The 11,771-nt window shown below is 64.0% G+C and carries 12 protein-coding genes; 7 read left to right on the forward strand and 5 right to left on the reverse strand.

Annotation, left to right across the window (positions count from 1 at the left end):
* Positions 1 to 14 precede the first annotated feature (14 nt).
* From I6N91_RS08980 to I6N91_RS08990, 3 genes are all read left to right on the forward strand, one after another.
* Positions 15 to 410: a helix-turn-helix domain-containing protein gene (locus I6N91_RS08980; protein ID WP_198812224.1), complete on the forward strand. Its 396-nt coding sequence runs from the start codon at positions 15 to 17 to the stop codon at positions 408 to 410.
* A 467-nt stretch (positions 411 to 877) separates the two neighbouring features.
* The gene (locus tag I6N91_RS08985; RefSeq protein ID WP_198812225.1) at positions 878 to 1,843 is read left to right on the forward strand and encodes an ABC transporter ATP-binding protein; all 966 of its coding nucleotides are present in this window, start codon (positions 878 to 880) and stop codon (positions 1,841 to 1,843) included.
* Positions 1,840 to 2,715 carry an ABC transporter permease gene (locus I6N91_RS08990; RefSeq protein ID WP_198812226.1) on the forward strand — a complete coding sequence of 292 codons (876 nt, stop codon included), beginning with the start codon at positions 1,840 to 1,842 and terminating at the stop codon, positions 2,713 to 2,715. The genes I6N91_RS08985 and I6N91_RS08990 overlap by 4 nt, the downstream gene beginning before the upstream one ends.
* Before the next feature lie 159 nt (positions 2,716 to 2,874).
* Here I6N91_RS08990 and I6N91_RS08995 read toward each other — a convergent pair whose 3' ends face one another.
* Positions 2,875 to 3,552 (reverse strand): TetR/AcrR family transcriptional regulator, encoded by a 678-nt coding sequence (locus I6N91_RS08995; RefSeq protein ID WP_198812227.1) that lies wholly within the window; start codon positions 3,550 to 3,552, stop codon positions 2,875 to 2,877.
* Positions 3,553 to 3,923: 371 nt separating this feature from the next.
* On the opposite strand from I6N91_RS08995, the gene I6N91_RS09000 reads away from it, so the two are divergent.
* Positions 3,924 to 4,898 carry a CPBP family intramembrane glutamic endopeptidase gene (locus I6N91_RS09000; RefSeq protein WP_198812228.1) on the forward strand — a complete coding sequence of 325 codons (975 nt, stop codon included), beginning with the start codon at positions 3,924 to 3,926 and terminating at the stop codon, positions 4,896 to 4,898.
* 204 nt (positions 4,899 to 5,102) lie between these two features.
* On the opposite strand, the gene I6N91_RS09005 is transcribed toward I6N91_RS09000, so the two are convergent.
* Positions 5,103 to 6,080 carry a DUF5996 family protein gene (locus I6N91_RS09005; protein WP_233091631.1) on the reverse strand — a complete coding sequence of 326 codons (978 nt, stop codon included), beginning with the start codon at positions 6,078 to 6,080 and terminating at the stop codon, positions 5,103 to 5,105.
* A 575-nt stretch (positions 6,081 to 6,655) separates the two neighbouring features.
* Between I6N91_RS09005 and I6N91_RS17570 the strand changes: the two genes are divergently transcribed.
* Entirely contained in the window at positions 6,656 to 7,162 is a 507-nt protein-coding gene (locus I6N91_RS17570; RefSeq protein WP_374058933.1) for a MarR family winged helix-turn-helix transcriptional regulator, read from the forward strand.
* 89 nt (positions 7,163 to 7,251) lie between these two features.
* On the opposite strand, the gene I6N91_RS09015 is transcribed toward I6N91_RS17570, so the two are convergent.
* Complete coding sequence (locus I6N91_RS09015; RefSeq protein ID WP_198812230.1) at positions 7,252 to 8,217, reverse strand: NmrA/HSCARG family protein; 966 nt, start codon at positions 8,215 to 8,217, stop codon at positions 7,252 to 7,254.
* Positions 8,218 to 8,600: 383 nt separating this feature from the next.
* Between I6N91_RS09015 and I6N91_RS09020 the strand changes: the two genes are divergently transcribed.
* Entirely contained in the window at positions 8,601 to 9,308 is a 708-nt protein-coding gene (locus I6N91_RS09020; protein WP_198812231.1) for a DUF1345 domain-containing protein, read from the forward strand.
* Between the two features lie 95 nt (positions 9,309 to 9,403).
* Here the strand turns inward: I6N91_RS09020 and I6N91_RS09025 are convergent, their stop codons facing one another.
* Both I6N91_RS09025 and I6N91_RS09030 read right to left on the reverse strand, forming a co-directional pair.
* Positions 9,404 to 9,820 (reverse strand): nuclear transport factor 2 family protein, encoded by a 417-nt coding sequence (locus tag I6N91_RS09025; RefSeq protein WP_198812232.1) that lies wholly within the window; start codon positions 9,818 to 9,820, stop codon positions 9,404 to 9,406.
* Between the two features lie 244 nt (positions 9,821 to 10,064).
* On the reverse strand, positions 10,065 to 10,595 hold the full coding sequence (locus tag I6N91_RS09030; RefSeq protein WP_198812256.1) for a CGNR zinc finger domain-containing protein: 531 nt from the start codon (positions 10,593 to 10,595) through the stop codon (positions 10,065 to 10,067).
* 90 nt (positions 10,596 to 10,685) lie between these two features.
* Here I6N91_RS09030 and I6N91_RS09035 point away from each other — a divergent pair, with 90 nt between their 5' ends.
* A complete protein-coding gene (locus I6N91_RS09035; RefSeq protein ID WP_198812233.1) occupies positions 10,686 to 11,546 on the forward strand; it encodes an alpha/beta fold hydrolase in 861 nt (286 codons plus the stop codon).
* Positions 11,547 to 11,771: the final 225 nt, after the last annotated feature.

An 11,771-nucleotide genomic window follows, 5' to 3' on the forward strand; every position in this document is an offset into this window, starting at 1 on the left:
CAGGAACACACCGAATGCAGCGGTTCAGCAACATTGTGGACACCACCACGGAGGTCTTCAGCCCTGACTGTGAGAGTCGCCCCATCCTCGATCAGATAGCCAACAAGTGGTCGATGATGTGCATGGCGGTACTCAATGAACCCAGGAGATACAACGAGATCAAACGACGGCTCGAAGGCGTCACGCAGCGTGTGCTGACGCAGACGCTGCGCAAGTTGGAGCGTGACGGTCTCATCGAACGACGGGTGCTGCCGACATCGCCGGTGGGCGTCGAATATGCCATCACCCCTCTCGGGGAATCGCTGCGGGAACCATTCGGGCAGCTCTACGACTGGACCGTGACCAACGCCGCGTCAATCCGCCGCAACCAAATTGCCTACGACCAGCGTAAAGAACCTGGTGCGCCCTGATTTGTCCACCGGAAGGGCGTGCTTGAAACCGGGCAATCTGCCGCACCGGACCCGTAGCTCGCGCAGCGGCCCACCGCAATGCTGCAGGAACGAGCCCGTATGCCAACATTCGCCGGTACGGTGTACTAGTACGCTGTGATAGTATGGATCGAGATGTCACGCTGCGTCGCCACGGCATCCTGCAGGGCCCAGTGCAATATCAGTGAGCACCAGGCATCCTCCCCTACTCCCGGCGTGGAATCTGTCGGTGCCCGGCATTCCAATTTGACCCTGTTGTGTGAACACAGTTTCTAATGATCGGCGGGAATCGAAACGCCACGATTCCTCTCCGCTGCCGAAAACATGACGACCCGTCGTGCCCACGTATCCGAGGGCGACGATGTGACGGACGGACCTGCAGGTGGGGACACGCGGTGCTCAGGCGTGCAGAAAAAGATTTCACTTGTATATCGATTTGAAGGATTCTCATGATTGAAGCTCAGACCCTTACGAAGCGCTATGGCGCGAAGACGGCGGTGGATTCCATATCATTCACCGTCCAACCGGGGAAGGTGACCGGATTCCTGGGCCCGAACGGTGCGGGGAAGTCCACCACGATGCGCATGATCATGGGACTGGATAATCCCAGCGGCGGACAGGTGATTGTCAACGGCCGGCCCTACGCGAAGCACAAGGCCCCGCTGCACGAAGTCGGGGCGCTGCTCGATGCCAAGGCAGTCCACACCAAGCGCTCGGCGTATAACCACCTCCGGGCAATGGCGGCCACCCACGGCATCCCGAACTCCCGGGTCAACGAGGTCATCGAGCTCACCGGGCTCGGCGCGGTTGCGAAGAAGCGTGTGGCCGGGTTCTCCCTGGGCATGGGCCAGCGCCTGGGCATCGCGGTGGCCCTGCTGGGGGATCCCCAGACGGTGATTTTTGACGAGCCGGTCAACGGTCTCGATCCCGAGGGCGTGCAGTGGGTCCGCCACCTCGCCAGGGACCTGGCCGCCGAGGGCCGGACGGTGTTCCTGTCCTCGCACCTGATGTCCGAGATGGCCCTGACGGCCGATCACCTGATCGTGATCGGGCGTGGACGGATCATCGCCGATGCCCCGATCCAGGACATCATCGACGGTCAAAGCAAGGCCCGCGTCCGGGTCCGCGCAGACCGGCCGCAGGATCTGCTCGGCCCCCTCGCCGGCGACGGCGTCAGCTCGCAGGTCCTGGAACCGGAACTGCTCGAGATCACCGGCGTCGACCCGCGCCGGATCGCCGAGACCGCCCTGCGGACCGGCGTCCTGGTCTACGAACTGACCCCCCTGCAGCTGTCCCTGGAGGATGCCTACATGCAGCTCACCCAGGCCGAGGTCGAATACCAGTCCCACAGCCTCTCCCCCACTGCCCCGGACACCACCCAGCTCACCATCCCCGTGGAAGGACGCCGACCATGAGCGCACAGACAACCACATCGCCCTCACCGACCAGGCACGCCCCCCGGCCCAGCTCCGGCATCACCTTCTCCCGGGTGCTTCGATCCGAATGGATCAAGGTCACCACGGTCCGCTCGACCGTAATTCTGATCGCCTCGACCGTCCTGGTCATGGTCGGTCTGGCTCTCCTGGGCGCCTGGGGATACGCCCAACTCGCACAGTCGATCAATGACGGCAGTTTGCCCGCCGATCTTCAGGCGCAGGGACCCGGCAGCCCCGCCGTTGATGCGCTCACCACACCATCGTCCGGATTGATCTTCGGGCAACTGCTCATCGCCTCCCTGGCGGTGGTCCTGATCGCCTCCGAGTGGGCTACGGGAATGATCCGCTCCACCATGGTCGCGGTCCCCGGACGCACCCCGGCGCTGCTGGCAAAGACAGTCGTCGTCGCGGCCGTCGCATTCCTCGTGGGCCTGCTCAGCGCCCTGGTGTCCTACCTGATCGCCCAGCCCATCCTTGGAAGCCAGGACCTTGATTTCGCCCTCACCGAGGACGGCGTCCTGGCGAGCATCATCAACACCGGCACGTTCCTCGCCCTCGTAGCGGTTATCTCAATGTCCCTGGGAATACTGCTGCGCAACACCGCCGGCGGCGTGGTCACGGCGGTCGGGATCTTCTTCGTCCTGCCGGTCATCATGCAGCTGCTTTCAGGCCTGGCCGACTGGGTCACCGACGCTGCACGTTTCCTGCCCGGGGAGGCAGGCAACAAGATGGTCGCCGTCACCGCCTCCGAGGGCGCCCTGACCCAGCTCCAGGGCGGACTCGTCATGGGCGCCTGGGCACTGGCATTCCTCGCCGCTGCCCTCATCGTCACCAAGAAGCGCGACGTCTAAAGGACCACCCCGCCCCTGGCCCATGCCTGGGCCATAATTCCTCGGTGAGGGAACCGCAGAGCGAACGCTGCGGAACCCTCACCGAGCCCGCGGCACCCTCCCGGCACGCTGACCGCCCGAGGTGCCGGTTGCTGTGCGGCGGACCGAGACAGCACGGACCTAGGGGGCACTCCCGGCCTCGCCGGCGTGTTGCCCGGTCGGAGCTCCCGCCGCTGCTGGCGCTTCATCGATGCGATCGGTTCCGAGCACCGCGTCAACGGCGAGGTAGAGAGTGGCGGTTTCGGCTTGAAGGAGCGATTCACTCGACGGAAGGGCCCGCTCGTACGCGAGTCCGTTGAGAACGGTGGAGAGAAACCGCGCCTGCGGGGTGTAATCGCCCCTTTGGAGGGCGCCCTCGTCGGCGAGGACGGTAAGCCAGTAGGTGACGCGCCGCAAGCCTTCCCTCTCGATTCCCGCGTAGGCCGAGCGGAGGTCCGGGGTCTGTTCGGGCTCGATGAAGGCCTTGTACACCGCTGCCCAGGCCGTGCGGGCGTCGACTCCCACTCCGGTGGGAGCGAGGATCTGCCGCAGGCACGCCACCAGACGGTCCCGGGCGGACAACGCAGGATCACGGATTGGGTCCCCGGGGAAGAAGTGGTCGTAAATCCGCGCCAGCAGAGCATCCTGCAGGGCATCCTGGGTGGGGAAGTGGAACCTCAGTGATCCGACGCTCACCCCGGCGCGCGCAGCGACCGCGCGCACGCTGAGGTTCGCCGCGGCGTCCTCGGCCATCATCGCCGCCGCGGCAGCAAGGACCTTCTCGCGTGAACTGACGTTCCCGCCATCGTGTGTCTCCATCTATGCCTCCGGTCCCATGTTATCGACACTTCGTGCTGGCCAGCGCTGCCGATGAACGTGCCAAAGGATGAACCGGAGAAGACCTACGAATAGATGCACTACTCACGGCTAACACACCGTACTAGTACAGTGTGATAGCCTGCCGTAACGGGTCTCGTTCAATGAGGACACGGTGTTCGGTTGAAGCACCTTTGTCATGCGGTTGGGTGATGTTGGCCGACACTATTTTGAGAGGAACACATGATGGTTCTACGGATGGACGATCTTTTCGTCGGGGAGCCCGGCTCTGCTCTGAGCCGGAGGTCGCTCAGTAACCTGGGGGGACGCCTCCCCGCGGCGCCGCGCGCAGGTGCGGCAGGGTGGGTGGTCCTGTGAGCAGCGGCGCCTTCCCTCAGGACCGGCCAGACTCCCTGCAGGAGCAGGGCGGCAGGAAGGCCTCGGCTCCGATCGCCGCCCGGCCCTTCGGCGTGCATATCCGGATGAAGCGGTGGAAGGCCCTGATTGTCCTCATCGCGGTGCCTGTGGTCTTGCTCGTTATGCAGATCGTAATTTTTCAGTTTGTGACGCTGGTCGAAGGTCCCGCTGATCCCCTGAAACCCGTGCTTACTCCGCTGGCGATCCTTGCGGTCGGCCTGAGCACCGCCCTTGCCGGGCTGATCACAACAGCGCTCATGGCCCGGTTGGCAAATATCCCGTGGCGAAGCCTGTTCCGCCATAACCGGTCCTTCGATTGGCGCCGCCTGCGCGTTTACCTCCTCGGCGCAGCCGTGCTGGTCGCGATCGGAGGCACTGCAACCAGGCTGATCGCACCTGAGTCCACCGGCACGGGTGCCGTCGAAATTGGGACCACCACCCTCCTCATCATCCTCGTGACTCTGGTAGCAATTCCGTTGCAGTCCGCAGGCGAGGAGGTGTTGTTCCGGGGAGCAGTCGTCCCGGCAGCCGGGTCGTGGTTCCGTGGCGTGCGCCCCGCAATTGCTTTCGGCATTATCGTCTCGGGGGTGTTGTTCGCCCTGGTTCACGTGTCAGTGGAACCGTGGTTTGTCAGTTATCTTTTTGTCTTCTCCGCCTGCACAGTCATCATGGGGCTCATCAGCGGAGGGCTCGAAGCGGCGATCGCGTTCCATGTCGCCAATAACGTCGTCGCGGGTATCGCCAACGCCGTGTTCTCCGGCAATGGCACGGCCGCACTCGACCGGGGCGTTGATTCCGGTCCCGGGCCGGCCATGATCATTCTGATGCTCATGAACGTCGCAGTGGTGATCATGGTCTGGCTGGTCGAACGTGCGAAAGGTTCCCCGGACCGATCCGACTCCCCCACCGGCGGGTCAAACCACCAGGCCTGACGGTATCGAAGGACTGTCGGGTTGAGGCGGTCCATCTGATTGCCTCGGGGCACCAACGCGGGTTGGACCCGCCGGACCCGGCTACGCACCGTCCTCGCGGCGCTCTCCGCGGCTGCAATGGAGAGCACCGCGGGGGCCTACAGCGGCAGCGTCCATCGGCGGAGCCCCTGCACTCTTTGCGTCCGGGCTCCGCCTGGTCCTGTCCTATCGGGCGTGCCTGTCGAGTCGGTGCGGGTCGCAGAGGAGTTCCTCATCCCATGATCCGGTGGTCGCCGCGGCACGGTAGGTGGCGCGCAGGAACTCGAGCAGGGTGGCGTCGGGGTCCGCCGCGGTCCGAACGGCCTCGTAGGGCAGCAGGAACTGGCGGAATTCCTCGCTGTAGAACGCCCCCTCGACTCCGATGGGTGTATCCCGGTAACCTTCCGGCTCGGGATAGGCGTAGGAGTAGAACGCTCCTTCCTCCCCGCCGCCGGCCCAGAAGCCGCAGCTTGAGAGTTCGTGGGAGTACCCCTCCTCCATGACCCAGTCGGCGCAGTTCGGGGCGCCGCCGGGGTGGGTTGGCGCGGGCCTGCCCGAGAAGCGCGTGCAGGCCAGGTCCATGGCGCCCCAGAAGTAGTGCACCGGGCTGACCTTCCCGAGGAACTCGGTTCGAAAACGGGCGATGACGCGCTCGGCTTGAATCAGCTGGCGCCAGTAGGCGGTGACGGACTCCGCGTCGTAGGAGGTGTTGGCGTGGTCCTCGGCGAACGGGACGGCGGGATCCACCTCGGTGGGGACGGGGCGGATAGGTGCCTCGATCCCCAGGTCTGCCAGCGCCGCCATGGTCCGCTCGTGGAACTGGGCGACGGACTGCGGCTCGAGGGGAACGCTGCGGTCTTCACCGGAGCTGCTGCGGACCACCAGGCGGTGCGCGACGACGTCGAACTCGATGTCGAACATGCCGTTGCCATACGGTATCGACGACGTGCCCAGGCCCCGCGGCGTCACGTACAGCGGCACCTGCCACCAGTGGTTGACGAGCGGCGCATGCGCCATCCGGATCTTGCCGACAACCTGCAGCCACATGTGCAGCGTGGCCTGGGTATCCTGCCACTCCGAGACCTGCAGCGCGGGCCATCCCTCCCGCCCCGCTGTTGTCCCGTCCGTGCCCACCATGTCAGGCTGCAGCTCTGTTCCAGTCATACCGGTGTGCATTGTTGGTCCTGTCATTCGTCGATGAATCTGCAAGGACGCACCGCTTGAGCGTCGACCGCGTAAGGGTGCTTGGAGAGATCATAACCAGCCCCTCGTTCTGATTGGCGCATCGTGACACGGAGGGCATCGGCCACGCCAGAAGGCGTGATCCGCGAAGGCCATAGGATGCACCATCCCGCCGATATCGGAGAGACGACGACCCGGGCTGTTGAGCCGACACGTGACTTGGTTCTGGCTCACCGGAGTCGGCGTGGACGCCGCCCTGACCTACCTCACGTGAAAGCACGGCAACTGGCGGGGGGCACTGGGCGGCGCACTGGACCGAACGCTCCGGCCTCATCGTCATCCTGGCGCTGGGCCGAACGGGCGGCAGCGGCCGTCCACAGGTCCGCCTACCTGCACCTGCACCTGCCTCTCGCCTCCTCTACCGCGGGAGCCGACTCGCCGTACGATCAGGGCACTGAAAGGCATCAGCTGAAAGACGCGGGCATGGCGCAAAGCCTCAAAGGGAGCCGGTTCGGCTTTGTTGAGGAGCCGCTAGGAGCGGGAATATGATAGCTGACATGTCAAAAGCATCTTCAGACCGCGCTCTCGAAGGCCTGGCCGCTGAGAGCAGGCCCCGCTCTCCGACGGCAGATGAACTGCGTGCTTGGCGGGCGTTCATTGAGACATCGGAGGCAGTGAAGCAGTTGGTCGCACTGCGCCTTCAGGAGGAGTCGAGTCTGTCTCCAGGTGATTACGCGGTCATGGTCGCACTGTACGACCGGCCCGGGCACAGCATGCGCTCGTCACAGCTTGCGGACACCATCAGCTGGGAGAAAAGCCGGCTTTCTCATCATCTTGGCCGTATGGAGCGGCGCGGCTTGATCAGTCGGCAGGCGGCGGCTGATGATCTCCGTGGGGCTGAAATTTTGTTGACTGCGGAGGGTGCCCACCTCTATAGAAAGGCATCGTCCCCGCATCTACACGCAATACGTGACATATTTGTCACCCCCCTTAGCGCCGAGCAGCTGAGCCTCCTCGAAGACGCAATGCGCAGCCTCGCAGCGCACCTTGCGTCCCTGAGGTGACCTGGAATCCAGGAACACTCACCGCAACGTAGTGGGGGCATCACCGGGCTTGGGTGATGCCCCCACTAATCACTTTCTGCCCCGGGAGGCTATGCCACCTTCAGCGCCTGCGCGTTCTCGGCCGCCCAGGTGCGGAAGTCCTTGAGGCCAGGAATGAACCCGCGGAGCGCCTCCAGGTCCCGGGCACCGGTGAACTCCTTGTCGAAGTCCCCGTAGTACTGGAACATGTTGCCCATTTCCTCCGCGCCGGAGAAGCCGAATCCTCGGAACGTGTCGTAGGGCACCGTCTGGAAACGCACCGGTTCGCCAAGGGCATCTGCGAGCTGGCTGGCGTACTCGGCGCCGGTGAGGTGATCCCCTGCGAGGCTGAGGGTCTTACCGATGTACTCCCCGCCGGCCGCGAAGATAGAAAACGCAGCGCGGCCGATATCCGCAACGTCGACCCCCGAAAGGAGCCGGCCTTCTTCGAAGGGCAGCGATAGCGTGAGGACGCCGTCGTCTCCCCGGCGGGGCGCCAGAGCCTCGATGAAGTTCTGGAAGTAGAAGGTGGTGTTCAGGTACGTGGTCGGCACTCCGGCGTCGGCGAAAAGAGCATTGCCCTCGCCCTTCGCGTCGAAGTGCGGCACATTGTAATGATCCTGAAGCACCGGCATACGCGGGTCCTCGAGGGGAAGCAGTTCGCGGGTGTCCTCCAGGGTTGACCAGACGACATGCGCCACCTCGGCCGCTGCGGCTGCACGGGCGAGGACGGCAGTCTCGTCGAGCTCCCGGCGGGCGGAACCGTGCGCCCAGAAGTTTGTGACCAGGAACGCCCCGTATGCACCCGTGAGCGCTGCGACGACGCTCTGCTCATCCTCGAAGTCCGCGCGAACGACATCCGCACCAAGCTCGCGCAGGGCCTCGGCCGATGCAGAACCGGTGTCACGGGTCAGGGCGCGAACCGCGAAGCGCTTCTGCGGATCGGCCAGAAGGGCACGGACGACGCCGCCTCCCTGGGACCCGGTCGCTCCGGCCACTGCAATGATTTTCTGCTCATTCATAATTTTGCTACCCATCACTAGATTGTTGAGGTGCTGACCCAATGGCTAACTACTTGACGTGTCAACCACAAGGACGGGCGTTCTATTCCGGCGGTTCATCGCATCCGAGGGTCGCCGGAACGAAGCCTGATTAACAGCGCCACCGATGTCTCCGCCTTCCCCGAGGTTGCACGCAGCGTCCTGGGCCTGTGGCTAGACCCCGGCACGAGCACGAGTACGGGCGTCCGGTTCGGCGCGGTGGCCGTGGTGATCGCCGGCATACTCAGCTTCCGGGCCTTCGGGAAAAGCGGTGCCCGCCGCGGGCAGGTGCGCCAGGACTACGACCGGGTTCCCCCGGTTCTAGTAAGAGGGTGAAGCGGTGAGCACGCCTGAGGCAGCGAGGTATGCGAGCATGAATCATGTCCACCCGCTTTGTCAGCGACACGGCCCGCGCGAACTGGAGTTCCCTCTTCGCAGTTGTAGCAGGCACGGGCGCCGCCGTCTTTCTCAGCACGCAAGGTGATCGGTCAGAGAGGGATCTGCCGACTCTTCTGCCCACGCTCTATCTCATCGCCTGGCCCGTCTTCGTAAGCACGTACCTGCTGTGGACTCATCGCATCTACGCCCGCCTAGGGCCTCGCAGTCTGAGCAGCGCCGCTCGCCACGAAACGCAGATCCTGCAAAAGTGGTGGACCAAAGCCCTCGGATATGGCGGCGCTTCGAGCTGGAGCCTCACCGGCGCCCTGGCCGCGGTGATCCTAACTATTGTTATTGCTCAGAACGACAACTTCCGCAGCGACGTGCTGTTTGTCATCCTTGGGCTTCTATGTGTCGCTAGCTCATGGGCGCTCATGGTGTACTCCTTTGCCCTGGCGTATCTACGCCTCGCGGTAGGGTCCGATGACGATCACGCACATATCAGCCTCATCGTGGAAGGGGACCGCCGCTTCACCGACTATCTCACCTTGGCCGTGCTGCTTTCGACGATGGCAGCGACCGTATCCGCCACTTTCAACTCGCGCAGAGCATGGACACTCGTACGCATCAATGTGCTTTTTGCCTTTGCATTCAACTCCGTCATCGTTGCCATGATAGTTTCCTTGCTCTTCGGCGGGTTCGTGGCCTGAATCTCAAGCACCGTCACAACTCCTCGCAAGCTGGACAAACGCGGCATGGGCCGCGAGGCCTTTGGTGCAGGCGTCTAGCGGTCAACCGCGACCCGTCAGAAGCCCTGACCGTCCAGGGCCGCGAGGAAGACCTGCGGGTTCCAGTACTCGCGGTAGGTCACGATCTCACCGTCGCGGAAAGTCACGAAGGTCGCGTAACGCATGGCGTAGGGGTTGCCGGTCCTCACGACCGTTCCTGCCACGCTCCACTCCATGACAACGAGGTCGGGGTCGCCCGTCGTGTACATCGTCGTGGTGGGGAGCTCGCGGACGTCAATCGTCTCGGGGTAGCCACGCAGGTACTCGTAAAGCGCCGCCCGGCCCTCGATGACCGACGGGCTGCCTTCGGGCGCGAAGGGAAACTCGGCGACGACGTCCTCCGCGCACAAGTCGGTCCAGGCCTTCATGTCCTTCGACAGGAAGAGGTCGAGGCCGTGCTGCAAACGCTGCACGTTGGTCAGATCATCGCTCATGATTTTTCTCCGCTCGGTCTTTCCTCCTACAGGTGCTCGGAACGATACCGTTCCAAGCACCTGTGGGAGGCAATATGTCGAGCACGCGCCCGTTGCTACGTGCAGGCTGGTGATCGCCCCCCCCCCCCGACGAGCACCGGAATAACGGGTGATTGGTCCTGAACCACCGGCTGCCAACAACCCCGGACCCACCCACTCTGCCGGTCCGGTAACGATTTCGCCGTTCCGGACGCCGGACCCTGCGTCAGCGGGCGTCCGTGGCCGGGCTGGTCCGCTGGCGGCTGGCATGCGCGCGGGCTTTCATTCGGTTCCCACACGTTGTCATCGAGCACCACTTACCGGTTCCCGGTCGACTGCGATCGATGAAGAACAGGTTGCAGTCGCTGTTCGCGCACGCCTTGAGCCGACCCGGCGTCGACTCAGCGAAGTGGGACCACGCCATGGCCGCCCGTGCTGCGAGTCGTTTCGGTGGATCCGCTTCCAGCCGCCACTGGATACCTGCCGGAGATGGCTCCGGCATGAGAGAGATATCGGCGAGCAACTCGATCAGGCGCTCGGTCGCCCCTTCGGCCCCCCGGATGACATCGTGAAGGACCTGCCTCATGAGCCGCAGGTTCTGCAGCTCGGCATCGGAGCCGGTGCCGCCGAACCTCACCGCAAATTCTCCGGCTGCTCGCGCATGGAGCTCCTCCGTGATCTGGCCGCCGACGGCGGGGGCACTGTTCAGCAAGGCCAGGAGAAGGTCTTCGTCCGGGACCGCGCTCTGGAAAACCATCCTCACCCTTTCGCGTTGCCCACCGGTGAAGGGTGTCAACGTTTGTGCTACATTTCCACTAACCACTATAGACCATTTTAGGAGTTAGTCATGGTTACAGTTCATCACCGCGTCGCCACAGTCAACGGTCTCAGCATGTTCTATCGGGAAGCCGGGCCGGTGGGTGCGCCCGTGCTGCTTCTCCTGCATGGATACCCGACCAGTTCCCACATGTTCCGGCACCTCATCCCGGCCCTGGCGGACGAGTATCACGTCATCGCGCCCGACCACATCGGCTTTGGACGCTCTTCGGCGCCGTCGGTGGCTGAGTTTGACTACACCTTCGACTCGCTCGCGGACATAACGGCCGGGCTGTTGGCGGGCCTTGGCATCACAAAATACACCGTGTACACCCAGGACTACGGGGCACCGATCGCATGGCGGCTCGCGTTGGCCGACCCGGGGTCGATTGAAGGTGTCATTTCCCAGAACGGCAACGCCTATGAGGAAGGCTTCGTGCCGGACTTCTGGGCTCCCATCTGGGCGTATGGCGCCGACCCATCCCCCGCGAATGAGCTCGCTCTGCGGCCGGCGCTCGAACGGGAGGCCGTGGAATGGCAGTACAAGCACGGGGTTCCCGATGTGACCACAATTGATCCGGACGCATGGGAGCATGACCTCGCCCTTCTGGACCGGGAAGGAATGGACCGGGTGCAGCTGGCCCTGTTCGGTGACTATCACACGAACCGTACGCTGTACCCGGCGGTTCATCAGTGGCTGCGTGATTCGCAGGTTCCTGTCCTGGCAGTATGGGGCAGGAACGACGAGATCTTCGGCCCGGATGGTGCCAAGGCGTTTCTCAAGGACGCCCCTCACGCCCAGGTGCAGCTGCTTGACGGAGGGCACTTCCTGCTGGAATCGCACCTCGACGAGGTCGCGCAGCTCATCCGCGACTGGCGCGCTGGATTCTAGCGGGTTCCCGCACATGGCCGCCGTGGCAGCGTGACCCGGACATTCCTTAGCGGCCTCTGCCGCACCCTTTCGCCCCCTCATCGATCCGCCCATCTGCGCCGCGCGGGGAGATCATAGCGCAGGAACTTTTGGAGCCCGACACCGGCCGCGGCTCCTGCGACGTGGGGTTGGTCACATGCCCTTGACTGTGTTGTTGGCACAGGGTCTTCAATGACGACATCAACA

Source organism: Arthrobacter sp. MSA 4-2 (assembly GCF_016405885.1).
Lineage (GTDB): Bacteria > Actinomycetota > Actinomycetes > Actinomycetales > Micrococcaceae > Arthrobacter_D.